Here is a 16,650-nt window from a genome sequence, read left to right on the forward strand (position 1 = left end):
GTCGTGTCTGACGCACCTGCCCCTGAAGAAAAACTGTCGTACCGGCTCATCACAGGCCCGGACGACCGTAATTTCTGTGAGCGGATTTCCACCGCCCTGGCCGAAGGCTATGTCCTGCACGGCAGCCCGGCTGCCACGTCCAACGGCGGCCAGGTGATTGTGGCGCAGGCACTCATCCTCCCGGCCGCCATCGCCAGTGCGGACGCCGCCGTCGCCACCGCTGTGGAAGACCTTGAGTTCGAAGGCGAGGGCCACGCGTGAGCTACGCCGGAGACCTCACCCCGCAGGAAGCCTGGACCAAGCTGGAGCAGGGCGCCATCCTGGTGGATGTCCGCACCGAGGGTGAGTGGGCGCACATCGGCATCCCTGACACCAAGGCAACCGACAACGACCCCCTGTTCATCCAGTGGACGTTCCCCGGCGGCATCCCCAACCCCGAGTTCCTCACCGACCTGAGGCAGCAGGCGCCGGAGGACACCGGCACCGAACTCCTGTTCATCTGCCGCTCAGGCCAGCGCTCCGTCTCCGCTGCCATCGCCGCAACCCAAGCCGGCTTCACCTCCTACAACGTCCTGGAGGGCTTCGAAGGCGAACCGGACCGCTACGGCGAGCGCACCGTCAACGGCTGGAAGAACCGCGGCCTGCCAACCAACCTGGGAAAGAACTAAGTGACCTTCAACGAAGATGCCGCCGGCTGGAGCCCTGACACCCAGGCCGTCCGCGGCGGGCTGGACCGCACCAACTTCCAGGAGACCACCGAACCGGTGTTCCTGAACTCCGGATTCGTCTACGAGTCCGCCGCCGCAGCGGAGCGCGCCTTCACCGGCGAGGACGAGCGCTTTGTCTACTCCCGCTACGGCAACCCGTCCGTGGCCACCTTCCAGGAACGGCTCCGCCTGCTCGAAGGCACTGAGGCGTGCTTCGCAACGGCGTCGGGAATGTCCGCCGTGTTCACCGCCCTGGGTGCCCTGCTGGCCGCTGGCGACCGCGTAGTGGCAGCCCGCTCACTGTTCGGCTCCTGCTTTGTGATCCTGAACGAGATCCTGCCCCGCTGGGGTGTTGAGACGGTGTTCGTCGACGGACCGGACCTGGAGCAGTGGCGTGCGGCCCTGTCGGAGCCCACCACGGCAGTGTTCTTCGAATCGCCGTCCAACCCGATGCAGGAAATCGTGGACATCGCCGCGGTCAGCGAACTGGCGCACGCCGCCGGCGCTACCGTCGTCGTCGACAACGTCTTTGCCACACCCCTGCTGCAGCGCTGCGGCCAGCTCGGCGCGGACGTGATTGTGTACTCGGGCACCAAGCACATCGACGGCCAGGGCCGAGTCATGGGCGGCGCCATCCTGGGCACCAAGGAATTCATCGACGGGCCGGTCAAGCAGCTCATGCGGCACACCGGCCCGTCGCTGTCGGCCTTCAACGCCTGGGTACTTACCAAGGGCTTGGAAACCATGGCCCTGCGCGTGAACCATTCCTCAGCCACGGCACTGCGGCTGGCCGAATGGCTCGAACAGCAGCCTGCCGTCAGCTGGGTCAAGTACCCCATGCTGAAATCGCACCCGCAGTACGAGCTCGCGGCCAAGCAGATGAAGGCCGGCGGGACCGTGCTCACCCTGGAGCTCGCGACGACGGACGGCCGCTCCGGCAAGGACGCCGCCTTTGCGCTGCTGGACGCGCTGCGGATCATCGACATCTCCAACAACCTGGGCGATGCCAAGTCCCTCATCACGCACCCGGCCACCACCACCCACCGTGCCATGGGTCCCGAAGGCCGCGCCGCTATCGGGCTCAGCGACGGCGTGGTGCGGCTGTCCGTGGGCCTTGAGGACGCGGACGACCTCATCCGCGACCTGGAACAGGCGCTCAAGCAGATCTGATCGGCGCCTGCTTACGGGGCGGAATTGACCACTGAGGTCTCAACCGAGGTCCAAGCGGTCGCTGTTCCGGCTGGGAAGGTCTCGCCAGGTGTCAGCGTGACCACTCGTTCTCCGATCAGCAGCCCTGTGTCGGGATCAATGATGATGTCCGTCCGCGTTTCCCTGTCCGGATGCTCGATCCCGATCGCTGTGCCTACCTTGCCATCAAGGTTCGCCTCCTTGTCTACGACGGTGACTCCGGGAATGAGCGCGGCCGCTTTGTACAGTGCAGCGCGAAGGTCCGCCGGGACGACTCCGGTCTGCAGGGCGGCGGCGATGCTTTCCAGCGTTTCGGCTTCCGGCCTGCCTTGTTTGCCTCGCTGTCGAATGGTGTCCAGGAGTGCCTGGGGGTCGCGGGGCAGAGTCTTCACGCCTTCCTCCAGGGGCAAGCCGGCGAACAGCAGCCGCGGTACTCCGTAGAAGTTACCTCCCGGTGCCCGGAGCAGTTCTCCCGCGCCGTGGGGGTTTTCAGACTGGGATTGCTGGTATTTGGTGGCCTCTGCTTTAGCTTCCTCGCTGAAGAACGTCGTTGGGATGCGGGCTTCGCGGTTCCAGATCCATTCGGAGGCATGGTCGGCTGGGACATAAAGCTGGTCCGAAGATTTGTCCAGCCACTCCACCGAACGACCGCCTCCTCCGGGGTCCCCCAAAGCGACTCCGGCGGCGTATACCGCTGTGGTCTCGATCTTCAGGTACTGGCCGGGTCCCACTTCCGGGTCGGAGGTCTGGATGGTTGCTTCGGCCGGCACCAACAGTCGATCCCCCGCTACGTTCCTGCTACCCGGGCTGGATTTCGAGGTTAACAGCTACTGTGTCCCCTGCGCTGATGCGGGCCGCAGTCCTGATCGCTTTCTTCACCGGCAGCAGGTACGAGCCGGATTTGCCGTCCGGGAAGACCGAAGTTTGCCACGTGTGGCCGGAAATTTCGGCTGTGACTTTGACCGAGCCGAAGCCCTTCCGGAGCGGAGCCGCTTCCTCGCGGAGGTCGTCGGCAATGACCTCCGGGAGGGTGAGGAAGTGCCATCCGGCTTCTCCCGGGTAGAGCCACAATTCGGCACGGAACGAGTACGACGACGTCACGGCCTGAGTATGGCATGGCACCTTTCCCAATGCATCAGCTGTTGTGGGCACGGCGGATGCGGCTGGTCAGGCCCCGGGTTGGCGGAGTTGCCGGAACGCCGTCTCCCGGACTGCGTCGGAGAGCTGGTTGAGCACCGGGGAGTCGATCTTCCACCGCTGCCAATACAAGGCCACATCGACAGGGTGCGCCGGGGCCAGTTCGATGAGTGCGGCGCCCCGAATGTCGGCCAGGCACTGCTGCTCCGGCAACAGCCCCCACCCCAATCCCAGGCGGATTGCCTGCGCGAACTCTGCCGACGTCGGCACATAGTGCCGCGGTGCGTTCAGTTCCGTTCCGGTCAGGTTGCGAAAGAACCCGTCCTGCAGGTCGTCCTTGCGGTCAAAGTCCATCACCGGGGCAAGGCTGCCGGCCCTGAGGTCAGGGCCGTCCGGCCACCATCGCCGGACATAGCCGGGACTGGCGACCGCGCGGTATCTCAAGGCTCCCAGCAGTGCCACGCTGCAGCCCTGCACCGGGTCCGGACTGGCCGTCACAGCGGCCATCACCGTCCCGGCGCGCAGTAGCTGCGTGGAATGCTGTTCGTCTTCCCTGTGGATTTCAAAGAATGCGCCGAGCTCCGGTGGAAGGCCTGCGAGCGCGGGCAGGAACCACGTGGACAGCGAATCTGCGTTCACGACCAGGGGAATGGGCGTGCCCGGCCTGTCGCTGCTCTCGCCGAGCTCCCGCGACGCATCCCACTCCAGTTGACGGACCTGCCGGGCGAACCGAAGGACCGCTTCCCCTGCCTGGGTGGGCCGCACGGGATTGGTCCGCTGGAATAGGATCTGTCCGGCCGTATCCTCCATTGCCTTGAGCCGCTGGGAAACTGCCGAGGGCGTGACCACCAGGGTCCTGGCTGCGGCCTCCAGGGTTCCTTCCTCCACCACCGCGGCAAACGTCCGGAGCTGTTCCAGCTGAAAGGTTCTCATTAGCAATCCTTAGGAGACGTAAAAATATTTAGCTGGAGTAATCATATGGTCCGCCGTACGTTGGATGACATGGATCTGACTGCACTTCTGGCCCCCATCGTGCTCGGCTTCGGCACCGGGCTTGCCCTCATCGTGGCTATCGGCAGCCAAAACGCGTTTGTCCTCCGGCAGGGCATCCGGGGTGAGCACGTAGCCGCCGTCGTGCTGGTCTGCAGTGTCTCCGACGCGCTGCTCATCGCCGCTGGGATCGCCGGGATCGGGGCACTCATTCACGCTAACCCGGTAGTAGTGGACGTGGCGCGCTACGCCGGCGCCATTTTCCTGCTGGGATACGGTGCCATGGCCGCCCGCAGGGCGATCCGCCCCGGCGCGCTCACAGCTTCGGGACAACATCCGGCCCTCAGCGCCGGGGCGGCCATCTCCACGGTCCTGGCCCTGACCTGGCTCAACCCGCACGTCTACCTGGATACCGTCCTGCTGCTCGGTTCGGTGGCCAACCAGCAGGCCCAGGATCTGCGCTGGTGGTTTGGGGCCGGTGCCATCGTCGCCAGCATTGCGTGGTTCAGCGCGCTGGGGTTCGGCGCCCGGGTCCTGCGCCCGTTCTTTGCTCGCCCGTCCTCCTGGCGCGTCCTCGACGGCCTGATCGCCGTCGTGATGCTGGGCTTGGGCGTGCGACTGGCGATCGGTGCATGATGGCGGGCCCCGCTGGCCTTAACCCTGTTGACCACGGCGGCACGTCGGCGTAGCTTCATGGTCACTACGCACGGCGGCACGTCGGCGTAGCTTCATGGTCACTACGCGCTGAGCTGGGCCATCGCATCCGCCGGACCGGGAGGCAGCCATGCACGGGAAGCAGGCACTGCGGGGCAACAGGCCGTATCAGAAGGCCGGAACAGTCATCGTTGCGGCCAGCTGCTGTTGGGGCGTGGGCATTTCCTTCGTGGGAATGGTGCACGCCACCCAGGACCCGGCAGCGCGGCTGGCCATGCTGCAGCGCAGCCGGGGGCCATGGATCGCCGGGCAGTTCCTCGCCGCCGCAGGGACCGCAGCGGTGCCCATCGGCTTCGTCCGATTCGCCCAGGCCCTCAGATCCGGCCCCGCGAAGACCCTCGCCACCGGTGCAGCGGCCGCCCTCGTCGCGGGCGCACCCCTGTTCGTTGTTGCCCTTGCGGACCGGGCATCGGATTTGGACAAGTTCGCGTACCGGAGGGGTCCCAGCTGGCCGTTCCTGACCTACTCCGGCCTCCACATCGGCGCGCTGGCCGCCTTGGGTGCAGGCCTCCTGCTGTCGCCGTTGAAACCCTGGACCGGCATCACGGCGGCGGCGAGTGCTCCCGCCTTCGGCGCCATCCTGGCAGGGACAAAGGACATCCCGCCGTTTGTTTTCTACCTGGTGGAGGCCGCGGTGGGCGCCCAGCTCATGCGTTATGAAGAACCCGCTGCCCCGGTTGCGGACACAGCGGACGCCGGGAGGCTAGGACTGGCGCACCCTTAGCAGTTCGGGGGCAGCATCGACCTCGGGCAGCCCGGACGTTCCGCGCATTGTGATGCCCACGGCGTAGGAGACTACCGCAGCCAACCCGCCGTCGTCGGGCGGTGATTTTTCCAGCACCGAGTCCCAGACCCTACGCTGTTCAGCCGACCCGGTACCGCGGGCAATGATGTCCTCAACGCCCTGCCGGGCCAGGGACAGCTCCCCTTGTTCCTGGAGGACCGGCGCGAGGTAATCCACCAGGGATCGCACCACATCGACGGCGGGGGCAGGCCTGAACGTACCGAAATCCAGCAGTTCACCACCCAATCCGCTGCTGCTTGCCTGCCACGCGGCCATCCGGAGAAGGACGGTGGGGACCGGCGCCGGCTCGACGCCGTCGCGCCATTCCCTGCTGGCCGATTCAACCATGGCCCGCACCAATACCGCGATCAGGGCGGCGTCCTCCGCGCGCATGCAGACGTCGGCCACGCGGACCTCCACAGTGGGGTGGTTCCGGGACAGGCGGGCATCAAAGTAGAGCATGCCCTCGTCCAGCATCACGCCACTGTCCAACAGGCGCGTCACCACTCGCCGGTACGCGGAGTACGTGCCGTAAATGCCCGCGGGACCGGACGTGGGCCACCGGTTCCAGGCCTGCGTCCGGTAGCTCTCAAATCCTGTAGGCATCCCATTCCAGAAGGGCGAGTTGGCACTCAAGGCGGTGAGGACGGCCAGCTTGTCCCGGATCCTGTCCAGCACGGCTACGCCCTCATCGGGTGATTCGATGAACGTATGGACGTGGAAGCCGCACGTCAGCTGCTCCTGCGCGGTCAGGCCGTACCGTTCCAGCATGCGTGCATACCGCGGGTCCGGGGTGGTGTGGGTGGTGGAGCCGAGCGGCGACGTGGCCAGCGCGGCAACCCTGGCGCCATTCTTGAGCGCGGCCTGATCGGCCAGCAGCCGCCCCGCCCGGATCTGCGGCAGCAGTTCGGAGTACTGGAGGCACGGCCGCGTCTGGGTCTCGATCTGCTCAAGCTTGAGCTCGGCGCTCAGGCCCAGCTCGTCGTCGTCGTATACGGTCTTGTCTTGGGTCTCCAGCGCATGCGGATTCTCCGGTGCGTCGTCGGCCGCAAGCCGCCGGCCGGACAGCAGGGCATCCGCCAGAGCAAGGGGCGCCCCTGTGTCCGGATCAACGATCAGGAGCTCTTCCTCGACGCCGAATGTTCGCATGCCTCTATTCTGCTTCAACGCCGCACGCTTGGCGGGGTTGGGGCCGATCATGACGAAGCGCGAACTATTCGACGCATTCTGCTCCATCATTCCTGCTTTGGGACAACGAGGGCCCTGAAGGCCAGGCGCGTTGTCCTGGTCCCGGCGAATGATGGTGCAAAATCCCCGGGGGGACAGCTCCTCCACAGTTGGGGTTGTCCACATAGCGACGCTCTACCGGCCAGGCGCGGGCAAAACCGTGGCTAGCTCGATCCATGGATCCTTTGGACTTTTTGATATCCCTGGGCGGCGTGGCGCGGGTTGGCACGCTGCGGCGGGAAGGGTACTCAGCCCGCGACGTGCGGAGCCTGGGAACGGCCGGAGCCATCCAGCCCAGAAAAGGGGTCTGGGCACTACCGGATGCGAACCCCGAATTCAGGCAGGCAATCATCGACGATTCGCTCCTGACTTGCGCCTCGAGCGCGTCCTACTACGGGCTATGGCTCAAAGACAGGCCCGGCGGGCTGCACCTGGCCAGCCGACACAGGCGCAGCAAGTGTCGCCCCAGGCACGGCCGCCTCCGCTTCGAACAACACCAGCGCCTGCCCATCGCCAGCCCTGAAGACACGGTCATCCACGCGTTGACCTGCCTCCCGGAAGTCGACGCTGTGGCAATCGCGCAGTCCGCCATGCAACAGCACGGGATTCACCGCGCACTCCTCGAATCCGAACTGACAGCCAAGTATTTCGGAACCGCGCGGAAGCGTTTGGCGAAGGCAGACGGCTTATCCGAGTCGGTACCGGAGATCAGTGCCAGACTTCTTTTCGAATCGGCAGGGCTAGCGTTCCGCAGGCAGGTCCAGATACCAGGTGTAGGGCGCGTGGACATCCTGATCGACGGTTGGCTGATTGTCGAAATCAATGGCTTCCAGTTCCACAGTTCACGAGCGGCCTGGCGCAAGGATATGTCCCGGTCCAACGTCGCCCAGGTCCAGGGCTACTCTGTCCTGAGCTACGCTCCGGAGCAGATCTGGAACAATCCGGAGACGGTCCTGAAGGAAATCCGCGCTGTGCTGGAACGTGGGCGTCCCCGCGGGTGACGGATCCTGCCCCATCATTTCGTCTGCGCGGGCCCGCAACCCCGGGATTCCGCAGGCTAACGGACAGGCGCCCCGAATGATGGAGCAGAATCGTTCACAATCAGTCCTGGAAGTACTCGATTTTCGCCCCGATGGTGTTCAACCGCTCGGCCAGGTCCTCATAGCCGCGCTCGATCACGTAGATGTTCCGCAGCTCGGAGACGCCGCGGGCCGCCAGCATGGCCAGCAGCAGGCAAGCGGCCGGGCGGAGTGCCGGCGGGCAGCCCACCTCCGCCGCGCGCCAACGTGTGGGTCCCGTGACGTAGATCCGGTGCGGGTCCAGGAGCTGCACTTGGGCACCCAACCGGTTCAGCTCCGTGAGGTAGATGGCCCGGTTCTCGTAAACCCAGTCGTGGATCATGGTTTGGCCCTCGGCGTTGGCCGCGATCACCGCAAAGAACGGCAGGTTATCGATGTTCAGCCCGGGGAACGGCATGGGGTGGATTTTGTCCTCGGGCGCCCGCAGCTCGGACGGCTTGGTGGTGACATCCACCAGGCGGGTTCGGCCATTGCGGGCCATGTACTCTCCGGAAACCTCCAGCTTCTGGCCCATCTGCCCCAGCGTTGCCAGCTCAATTTCCATGAACTCGATGGGGACGCGGCGGATGGTCACCTCCGAGTTGGTGACGATGCCGGCCGTGATCAGGCTCATCGCCTCGATGGGATCCTCGGATGGGAAATATTCAATGTCGACGTCGATGTGCGGCTGCCCGGTGATCTTCAAGGTGGTGGTGCCCACGCCGTCGATGCTCACTCCCAGCATCTGCAGGTAGAAACAGAGATCCTGGACCATGTAGTTGGGGCTTGCGTTCCGGATCACGGTAGTGCCGCGGCGGTGGGCCGCTGCCATGATCGCGTTCTCGGTGACCGTGTCACCGCGCTCAGTCAGCACGAAGGAGCGGTCGAGGGTGTCCTCTTCCGGCGCCTGGACCGCGTAGAAACCAGCGGTGGCCTCCACCGAAAGCCCAAACTGGCGCAGCGCCTGCATGTGCGGCTCCACTGTGCGGGTGCCCAGATCACAGCCGCCAGCGTAGGGAAGGCGGTATTCCCCGGCCTCGTCCAGGAGCGGACCGAGCAGCATAATGACGCTCCGCGTGCGGCGTGCCGCTTCCACATCCATGGCCGCCAGGTCCAGTGCGGCGGGGCGGCGGAGCTGGAGGTCGGTGTCGTTGAGCCAGGTGCACTCGACGCCTATGCTGCTCAGGACCTCGACGATTCGATTGACTTCCTCAATCCGGGCCAGGCGGCGCAGGACCGTGGTGCCGCGGTTGATGAGGCTGGCACAGAGCAGCGCGACGCCGGCGTTCTTGCTGCTGTTCACGTCCACCGACCCGGACAGCGTGCGGGCACCCTCGACCCGCAGATGCGTCATCTGGGATGTGCCCACTTTGACAATGCTGAGACCGAAAATGGCCTCCAGCCGCTGGATCATTTTCAGGCTCAGGTTCTGTTTCCCCTGTTCCATCCGTGCGACGGCACTTTGGCTGGTTCCAAGCTCGGCGGCCAGCTGTCCCTGGGTCCAGCCTTTCTGGCTGCGGGCCTCCCGGAGCGTTGCGGCAACGTGTTCAGCAGTTTCCTGAGTCATATGAAAAAAATATCATAAATGAGCTATTTTGCCACGCATGCAGTCTGAGTTGGGAGATCCGGATCGTAAAGTACCCACCTCATGCGATAGCCTTGGCTGCCCGCGGCCGCCCTTGACCCGCGTCGCTGGGAAAGAGGAGACTGAAAAGACCTGCCCGCCGGGCTAGGACGGAGGTCCCATGCACAGAGCTGTGCCGGGAACGTTACCCACCTCAACGGGTGCGCTGAGGCTGATGCCTTGCGCCCTGGCGATCGGCCTGGCCCTGGTGTTTGGCATGCTGTTCGCGCCCCCGGTTGCCGCAGTGCAATCCCCCGGCGAAGGCAGCCCATCGCTGCTGGGCAACGACGTCTCCTGGCCACAGTGCAACAAACAACTCCCCAGGGGCGCGGCCTTCGCCATTGTCGGGGTCAACAACGGCCGTGCCAACGCAACGAACCCTTGCCTCGCGGAGCAGTTGAAGTGGGCGAACGCCATCGACGCCAACGGGGACCGCGCAGAAAACCCCACCGCCCAGCCAACCGTTGCGCTCTACGTCAATACAGCCAATCCCGGACTGACAGGCTCGTGGTGGCCCACCAACAATGACTACCCCGCCGCAAAGCCGGTCCACAATCCGTACGGTGACTGCGCAAGGAACAGCACTGACGATCCGGAGGTTACCGAAGCCTGCTCCTACATGTACGGCTATGCCAAGGCCTACGACGACGCGTACCTCCGTGGCATCAGCAAGCCCTCGGAGTATGTATGGTGGCTCGACGTCGAAACCGGCAACTCATGGTCGGGCAACAGGAACTGGAACCGCGCAGTCCTCGAGGGCATGACCGATTTCTTCCACGGCATCGGCGCCGACGTCGGCATCTACTCCAGCGGGTACCAGTGGGGACAGATCGTAGGCACTGTCAGCAACTCCAGCAGCCTTTACACCCTGCCCAGCTGGCTGGCAGGTGCCCGCACCGCAACAGGGGCCAAGGCGATCTGCTCGGATGCCCCGCTCACCGCCGGCGGCAAGGTCGCACTCACCCAGTTCGTGTCCGGGGAATTCGACTACAACCACTCCTGCATCTGAGCGTCACGCTGACGGCGGCTACTTCCCGATGAACGCCACACGTTCTCTCCAGGACTAGCCGCCGACAAAACTCCACGTGCCGGCAAACACGGCGGCGGCCACGGCCGCCGTGGCCATCAGGGCCCCGCCTGCCAGGACCCACACGTCGAGCCTGCTGTAGGTGGATTCACGTGCCCAGGTCCGGTCCCCGCCGCCGAAGCCACGCGCTTCCATGGTGACCGCGAGCCGTGACGCCCTGCGGATGGCCTGGACCAGGAGGCCGAAACTCTGGCCCAGGGTGGCTTTCATCCGTTGCGCCGGGTTGCCGCGCGAGCCAACGCCGCGGGCGCGCCGGGCCATCCCAATGGTCTGCCACTCCTCGGCCATCAGGCCAACAAGCCGCATGGCCGCGAGCGTCCCCAGCACGAACCGGTGCGACAGCCGGGCCTTCTGGGCCAGCGCATCGGCGAGGTCGGTGGGATCGGTGCAGCTCATGAGGAGGACGGCCGGCAACGCGATCGCCAAGCCGCGGAGCATAAAGCCCAGCCCCAGCTCCAGGGAGCCTTCGCTCATGGACCAGATGCCGACGTCGAGCAGTATCCTTCCGCTGTCCGGAGCCAAAATCGAGGTGCTCCAGCCACCCACGGCGGCCGCCAGGATCAGCGGCCAGCCGCGCTGCCACAGCAGCGTCAGGGTCAGTCCTGCGAGCGGGAAGAGCAGCAGCTCGCAGAAGAGCGCCACGGAGGCGGAGACCCAGTCGATGGACAGCGCCAGCACCACGGTCATGAAGACGACGGCGGCGAACTTGCTCAGCGGATTGGCACGGGTCAGCAGTGCTTGGTTCCCCCGCAGTGTCAGTTCCTGCCTCATGGGGCCACCGCTTCGGTGGTGCCCAGCCGGAGCTCGGCGCCGCCCAGGGCCGTGCTGAATTCGGCATCGTGTGTTACGGATACCACGGCGGTGCCGGCGTCGAGCAGTTCGGAGAGGAAGGACGCGAGCTCGGCCCAGGTGTTGGCGTCCTGGCCGAAGGTTGGCTCGTCCAGGACCAGCACCTGCGGGTGGGCGGCGAGCACCGTGGCCACGGACAGCCGGCGCTTCTCCCCGCCGGAGAGCGTGTAAGGGTTGGCGTCCACGAGTTCGGTCAGCCGAAGCCGCTGGAGGAGCTCATCCACCCGTTCCTCGCCGTGGCCAAGATGCCTGGGGCCGAACATCAGCTCGTCCAGGACATTGCCGGTGACAAACTGGTGCTCTGGCTCCTGGAAGACGGTTCCGATGCGGGCGATCAGCTGGTCGGCCTTCCATTTGTAGGGGTCGATGCCTGCGCCCTGACTCAGGTCCACGGTGGCCGAAACGTTTCCCCCTACGGGTGCCAGCAGGCCGGCCAGGGTCAGCGCGAACGTGGATTTTCCCGCACCGTTCGGACCTGTGATGGTGAGCGCCTGCCCGGCGCGCACCTGCGCCGAGATGCCCTGCTGGACCGGAACCGGAGGGATCGCTTTGAAGCGGCGGCGGCGAGGCCGCTCCCGCGAAACGGCAAGGTCCTCGGCCGCCAGCAGCAGGTCCCCGGAGCCGCCGGAAGTCCGGTTCCGCGTGGCCGGAACAAAGCCGGGGACCCACACACCGGCAGCAATCAGCATGTCCCTCGCCTCGGCGAGGACCTGGTCCGGCGGCCCGTCCAGCAGCACTGCGGGATCGGTTGCGGAGCCTGGCTGCAGCACCACGATCCGGTCCACGAGGTCCTTCCAGACGGACACGCGGTGCTCCACCACAACCAGCGTGGCCCCGGTCTTGTCCAGGCAGCGTCCCACGGCGTCGCGGACCTCGAGGACCCCGGTGGGATCCAGGTTGGCCGTGGGCTCGTCCAAGAGGATCAGCCCGGGCCGCATGGCCAGGATGCCGGCGAGCGCCAGGCGCTGCTTCTGCCCGCCGGAAAGGGCCGACGTCGGGTGGTCCAGCGGCAGGTGGGAGAGCCCGACGTCGTCAAGCGCCTCGTGCACGCGCGCCCAGATCGCATCGCGCGGCACGGCGAGGTTCTCGGCACCGAAGGCGACGTCGTCGCCGAGCCGGGAGAGGACCACCTGCGTTTCGGGATCCTGCTGCACCAGCCCGGCGCGGCCGCGCCGCTCACGGGGGGAAGCGCCATCGATCCGCAGCGAACCGGATTCGTCGGAATCGCCTGCTTCGCCGTCGTCGTTCACATCCCCCAGCACCCCCGCGAGAGCGTGGAGCAGCGTGGATTTGCCCGCCCCTGACGGGCCCAGCAGGAGCACACGCTCCCCGGGCTTGATGTCCAGGTCCAGGGCGTGGACAGCAGGCCGGGACCGGCCTGCGTGCCGCCACCCCCAACCGCGGGCAGTGACGGCGGCGGGCCGCATCGCAGCGGCTGTGCCGTCGTCGTAGGCTGCGGGCATTAGGAGAAGACGGGCTCCGACGCAGCCTTGCGGGACGCGAAGGAGCTCAGCACACCGGTCCTGGCCAGGCCGCGCGTGGCGATCCAGGACAGCGCGCCGGCGATGATCGCGCCCGAGATGGCGGTAAATACGATGTACGCGAGCTTGTCACCGGCGGCGTAGGCGATGTTCCAGCCCCAGGGGGCGAAGGAGTCGTTCAGGCCGCAGAACAGCCCGGCCGCAGCGCCGGCCAGCAGCGCGACGGGCAGGTTGAACTTCTTGTAGACGAAGATGGCGAAGATGATCTCGGCACCCAGGCCCTGGACGAAGCCGGAAAACAGCACGGAGGCGCCGTACGGCGAGCCCATGATCAGTTCACCCATGGCGGCCACCGTTTCGCAGAAGAGCGCGGCGCCCGGCTTGCGGATGATCAGCATGCCCAGCACGGCGGGGATCATCCAGCCGCCGGCGATGAGGCCGGTCAGCGGCGGGTAGACGGCGTTCATGGGCGGCGAAACCGCGGCGGCGCCCTGGGACCACGCCCAGAAGATCACGCCGCCGGCGATGGCGATGAGGGCGGCCACCACGATGTCAACGATGCGCCAGGTGTAGCCGGTCTTTTTGATTGCTGCAGTGCTCATGTGATCCTCCTGAGGAACAGGAGGGGAAAGTGTTCCGGCGGTCGGCTTGCCACCGGTTACCGCACACTTCGAGAACTCGACTCCCTTGCGCCGGTACTAACCGGATCAGGTTCGAGGGTCTGCGGCTGTCCCGCACTCTCAGCGCCCACCTGCGGTTCCCTGGCAATGCCAGTGATGCCCGACGGCGGCGCTCCCCTGTCGTTAATAAAGCTGGTCTTTGAATATTCTGCCCTGATGGGCGTGGTCCAGTTTACACCGCTGGGGCGGTAGATTGTGGGCCATGACTGCCAACAACCCGACTGTGACTGCGTTCAATCCCGACTCAAGGCTGCCCCAGCCATCAGGCCTGCTCGAGGCCCTGATTGACCGGATCGAGGCCGAGATCACCGAGCTGCAGTTTCCGCATTTCACCAAGGACGATTCCCTCAATCTGGGGTTGCTCCTGGTGGAGCTGGGGAAGACGCGGCGGCTTCCCATCGCGATCGACATCACCAAGGGCGAGCAAGTGCTCTTCCACGTGGCCTTGGATGGTGCCACGCCGGACAACGAGCACTGGATCAGGGCCAAGCAGCGCACCGCCGCCCGGTATGAGATCCCGTCATTGCTGGTGGGACTCCGCGGCAGGCTGCACGGCGGGCGGATCGAGGACCACGGGTGGTTCGACGAGTCCACCTACGCACCACACGGCGGCTCCTTCCCGGTGTACGTGGCCGGGGTGGGTGCGGTAGCCACTGTCACCGTTTCCGGGCTGCCGCAGCAGCAGGACCACGACCTCGTGGTGGAGGCCCTGCGCGAAATCCTGGGGTCCATGCGGGCCGAATGAGCGCGGCCCAGGGTCGGGCTTCCTGACACTCCCGAAGTTGACACGCTCCCCCTGACGACACGAGGATGAAGTCGATCCGGAAAGCGTTTTCTCACTGGCGCAGCCGTGGAAGCCGCCGTCAGATCCGGCAGCCTTCAGGAGGGCGGGCATTTGAGCAGCCAGCACACCATCGACCGTCAAGCCCTGGTCCGCAGGCATAACGTGGAGCAGCGGAGCCTTGATCCCCGGAGTCCGGTTTCCGTGGGCAACGGCGAGTTCTGCTTCACGGTAGACCTCACCGGGCTCCAGAGCCTCCCGGCCGAGTACCCCGTAGGAGGGCCGCCCGGCACGCTGCTCGGCTCGCAGTCCCAATGGGGCTGGCACTCCGTCCCCGCGGCCGAGGAGTACAGCCTGGCCAGTTCCACGGTTCTGTACGATTCCGCGCGGGGCCCGGTCCCTTACCTGGACATGGTGGGCGATATCGTGGACGGCCGGGAGACTAAGGCGTCCCGCGCCGAGACCTGGCTGCGGGCGAACCCGCACCGCCTGGACCTGGGCCGGATCGGGTTCGCGTGGACGGATCGGGCCGGGGCGCCACGGCCGCTCACCGCGGCAGACGTCGTCGACCCCGTCCAGACCCTGGACCTCTGGACCGGGACGGTCACCAGCACGTTCAGCCTCCGGGGCCATCCCGTCAAGGTCACCACCGCCTGCCATCCGGACCGGGACCAGATCGGCCTGATCGTGGAGTCCGCGGCCCTCCAGCACGGGCTGGTGGTCACGTTCGCCTTCCCCTATGGGTCCGAGGCGTGGCATGACGCCGCGGACTGGAACCGTCCCGCGGACCACACCACTACCTTGGCGGAACCAGCGGGCGGAGCGGACGGCCTCCAGCACTGGACGGTGGACCGCGACCTGGACGGATCGGGGTACCAGGTGACGGTGTCCGGGAGGAACCTCCGGCTGGACCAGTCGGGGGCCCATAACCTGCTGCTTGGCGCCGACGCCGGCCAGGACGTCCTTGACCTGGCCGTCCAGTTCACCAGCACCGGGCAGGGCGAATGCATCCTGCGCAGCTCTGGCGGCGCACCCTCGACTGGGACTGGAACCGCCGTCGCCCAGGCCTCCCGCGACCACTGGCCGAAGTTCTGGCAGTCCGGCGGCGCCGTCGAACTCCATGGCACACCCGACCCGCGGGCGGCTGAACTTGAGCGCAGGATCGTCCTGTCCCAGTACCTCACGGCGATCAACTGCGCCGGGTCCCTGCCACCACAGGAGACCGGGCTGGTGTGCAACTCCTGGCGGGGACGCTTCCACCTGGAGATGCACTGGTGGCACGCCGCGCATTTCGCCCACTGGAACCGCACGGAACTGCTGCTCCCCAGCCTCCGCTGGTACCGAACCATCCTTGAGTCCGCGCGGCAGACGGCCAAGGCCCAAGGGTACGACGGCGTCCGCTGGCCCAAGCAGGTGGGACCGGACGGGCGCGAAAGCCCCAGCCCGATCGGCACCTTCCTGATCTGGCAGCAGCCGCACCCCATCCACCTGGCCGAGCTGGCGTATCGGGCGGTGCCCTCGCGGGAATTGCTGGAGGAATTTTCGGAGATCGTGTTCGAAACCGCCGAGTTCATGGCAAGCTTCGCGCACCCCACGGCACGTGGCTTTGAGCTTGGGCCTCCGCTGATCCCCGCCCAGGAAAGTTATGAAGCCATCCGCGGGACGGTCACCAACCCCACGTTCGAGCTGGCGTACTGGCAATGGGCGCTCCGCACCGCCAACACGTGGCGTGAACGCCTCGGCCTTCCCGGCCGCCCGGACTGGCAGGCCGTTGCGGACGGCATGGTCCGCCCGCGGACCGTCAACGGCGTCTACGCCGCGATCGACGTCGAACCCTTCACTATCCGCACGGACCACCCGTCCATGCTGTGCGCACTGGGCGTGCTGCCGCAGACAGGCCTGATCGACCCGGAGATCATGCGCGCCACGCTCGCCGACGTGCTGGCCACCTGGGACTGGGACAGCACCTGGGGCTGGGACTACCCCGTGATGGCCATGACCGCCGCACGGCTGGAGGACCCGGAAACCGCCGTCGACGCCCTCCTGCAAGGGGCCGGGAAAAACACGGTCCTGCCGAACGGACACAACCTGCAGACAGATTCCCTTCCCCTCTACCTGCCAGGAAACGGCGGACTCCTGGCCGCCGTCGCCCTGATGGCGGCGGGGTGGGACGGCGGCCCGGACCGGCACGCCCCGGGCTTCCCGGCAAGCTGGAGCGTGGTGTGGGAAGGCTTGGTTCCGGGTCCGTAGCGAACCGCCGGAGGGGCTTCAGGCGGCCCGGCAGGGGGCTGTCACGGTGGACGATGACGCTAGGCTAGGAGAAGTCCTGAATTCACGACGCAA

General features: G+C 66.4%; 17 protein-coding genes and 1 riboswitch. Of the genes, 9 read left to right on the forward strand and 8 right to left on the reverse strand.

Features of this window, described 5'->3' with window-relative positions; genetic code table 11:
- Positions 1-3: 3 nt before the first annotated feature.
- The 3 genes from V9L18_RS12190 to V9L18_RS12200 are packed head-to-tail and all read left to right on the forward strand — an operon-like array spanning position 4 to position 1,877.
- Positions 4-261 (forward strand): DUF1737 domain-containing protein, encoded by a 258-nt coding sequence (locus tag V9L18_RS12190; RefSeq protein WP_337347436.1) that lies wholly within the window; start codon positions 4-6, stop codon positions 259-261.
- Positions 258-668 carry a rhodanese-like domain-containing protein gene (locus V9L18_RS12195; RefSeq protein WP_337347437.1) on the forward strand — a complete coding sequence of 137 codons (411 nt, stop codon included), beginning with the start codon at positions 258-260 and terminating at the stop codon, positions 666-668. Before V9L18_RS12190 ends, V9L18_RS12195 begins: the two co-directional genes overlap by 4 nt.
- On the forward strand, positions 669-1,877 hold the full coding sequence (locus V9L18_RS12200) for an O-succinylhomoserine sulfhydrylase (protein WP_337347438.1): 1,209 nt from the start codon (positions 669-671) through the stop codon (positions 1,875-1,877). It abuts the gene before it with no gap.
- A gap of 11 nt (positions 1,878-1,888) precedes the next feature.
- Here the strand turns inward: V9L18_RS12200 and V9L18_RS12205 are convergent, their stop codons facing one another.
- From V9L18_RS12205 to V9L18_RS12215, 3 genes are all read right to left on the reverse strand, one after another.
- Positions 1,889-2,665 carry a hypothetical protein gene (locus V9L18_RS12205; RefSeq protein WP_337347439.1) on the reverse strand — a complete coding sequence of 259 codons (777 nt, stop codon included), beginning with the start codon at positions 2,663-2,665 and terminating at the stop codon, positions 1,889-1,891.
- A 28-nt stretch (positions 2,666-2,693) separates the two neighbouring features.
- The gene (locus V9L18_RS12210; protein WP_337347440.1) at positions 2,694-2,996 is read right to left on the reverse strand and encodes a DUF1905 domain-containing protein; all 303 of its coding nucleotides are present in this window, start codon (positions 2,994-2,996) and stop codon (positions 2,694-2,696) included.
- Between the two features lie 66 nt (positions 2,997-3,062).
- A complete protein-coding gene (locus V9L18_RS12215; protein WP_337347441.1) occupies positions 3,063-3,965 on the reverse strand; it encodes a LysR family transcriptional regulator ArgP in 903 nt (300 codons plus the stop codon).
- Positions 3,966-4,034: 69 nt separating this feature from the next.
- On the opposite strand from V9L18_RS12215, the gene V9L18_RS12220 reads away from it, so the two are divergent.
- Both V9L18_RS12220 and V9L18_RS12225 read left to right on the forward strand, forming a co-directional pair.
- Complete coding sequence (locus tag V9L18_RS12220; RefSeq protein WP_337347442.1) at positions 4,035-4,658, forward strand: LysE/ArgO family amino acid transporter; 624 nt, start codon at positions 4,035-4,037, stop codon at positions 4,656-4,658.
- Between the two features lie 148 nt (positions 4,659-4,806).
- Positions 4,807-5,460 carry a hypothetical protein gene (locus tag V9L18_RS12225; protein WP_337347443.1) on the forward strand — a complete coding sequence of 218 codons (654 nt, stop codon included), beginning with the start codon at positions 4,807-4,809 and terminating at the stop codon, positions 5,458-5,460.
- Here V9L18_RS12225 and V9L18_RS12230 read toward each other — a convergent pair.
- Positions 5,440-6,669 (reverse strand): glutamate--cysteine ligase 2, encoded by a 1,230-nt coding sequence (locus V9L18_RS12230; protein ID WP_337347444.1) that lies wholly within the window; start codon positions 6,667-6,669, stop codon positions 5,440-5,442. The two genes, V9L18_RS12225 and V9L18_RS12230, sit on opposite strands and share 21 nt — an antisense overlap.
- A gap of 263 nt (positions 6,670-6,932) precedes the next feature.
- Here V9L18_RS12230 and V9L18_RS12235 point away from each other — a divergent pair, with 263 nt between their 5' ends.
- On the forward strand, positions 6,933-7,748 hold the full coding sequence (locus V9L18_RS12235) for an endonuclease domain-containing protein (RefSeq protein WP_337347445.1): 816 nt from the start codon (positions 6,933-6,935) through the stop codon (positions 7,746-7,748).
- A 100-nt stretch (positions 7,749-7,848) separates the two neighbouring features.
- Here V9L18_RS12235 and V9L18_RS12240 read toward each other — a convergent pair whose 3' ends face one another.
- Positions 7,849-9,372, reverse strand: a complete 1,524-nt coding sequence (locus V9L18_RS12240) for a UDP-N-acetylglucosamine 1-carboxyvinyltransferase (protein WP_337347446.1) — start codon at positions 9,370-9,372, stop codon at positions 7,849-7,851.
- A gap of 178 nt (positions 9,373-9,550) precedes the next feature.
- Here V9L18_RS12240 and V9L18_RS12245 point away from each other — a divergent pair, with 178 nt between their 5' ends.
- The gene (locus V9L18_RS12245; RefSeq protein ID WP_443197949.1) at positions 9,551-10,438 is read left to right on the forward strand and encodes a hypothetical protein; all 888 of its coding nucleotides are present in this window, start codon (positions 9,551-9,553) and stop codon (positions 10,436-10,438) included.
- Positions 10,439-10,492: 54 nt separating this feature from the next.
- On the opposite strand, the gene V9L18_RS12250 is transcribed toward V9L18_RS12245, so the two are convergent.
- From V9L18_RS12250 to V9L18_RS12260, 3 genes are read right to left on the reverse strand one after another with little or no spacing between them, the layout of a single operon-like run.
- Positions 10,493-11,287 carry an energy-coupling factor transporter transmembrane component T family protein gene (locus tag V9L18_RS12250; RefSeq protein ID WP_337347447.1) on the reverse strand — a complete coding sequence of 265 codons (795 nt, stop codon included), beginning with the start codon at positions 11,285-11,287 and terminating at the stop codon, positions 10,493-10,495.
- The gene (locus V9L18_RS12255; RefSeq protein WP_337347448.1) at positions 11,284-12,828 is read right to left on the reverse strand and encodes an ABC transporter ATP-binding protein; all 1,545 of its coding nucleotides are present in this window, start codon (positions 12,826-12,828) and stop codon (positions 11,284-11,286) included. Before V9L18_RS12255 ends, V9L18_RS12250 begins: the two co-directional genes overlap by 4 nt.
- Entirely contained in the window at positions 12,828-13,448 is a 621-nt protein-coding gene (locus tag V9L18_RS12260) for an ECF transporter S component (protein WP_337347449.1), read from the reverse strand. Before V9L18_RS12260 ends, V9L18_RS12255 begins: the two co-directional genes overlap by 1 nt.
- Positions 13,449-13,512: 64 nt before the next feature.
- Positions 13,513-13,655: riboswitch (TPP riboswitch) on the reverse strand.
- A 73-nt stretch (positions 13,656-13,728) separates the two neighbouring features.
- On the opposite strand from V9L18_RS12260, the gene V9L18_RS12265 reads away from it, so the two are divergent.
- Together V9L18_RS12265 and V9L18_RS12270 are read left to right on the forward strand one after the other, a co-directional pair.
- Entirely contained in the window at positions 13,729-14,271 is a 543-nt protein-coding gene (locus V9L18_RS12265; RefSeq protein WP_337347450.1) for a heme-degrading domain-containing protein, read from the forward strand.
- Positions 14,272-14,421: 150 nt separating this feature from the next.
- The gene (locus V9L18_RS12270; RefSeq protein ID WP_337347451.1) at positions 14,422-16,557 is read left to right on the forward strand and encodes a hypothetical protein; all 2,136 of its coding nucleotides are present in this window, start codon (positions 14,422-14,424) and stop codon (positions 16,555-16,557) included.
- Positions 16,558-16,650 lie beyond the last annotated feature (93 nt).

This window comes from Pseudarthrobacter sp. CCNWLW217, assembly GCF_037203985.1.
Lineage (GTDB): Bacteria > Actinomycetota > Actinomycetes > Actinomycetales > Micrococcaceae > Arthrobacter.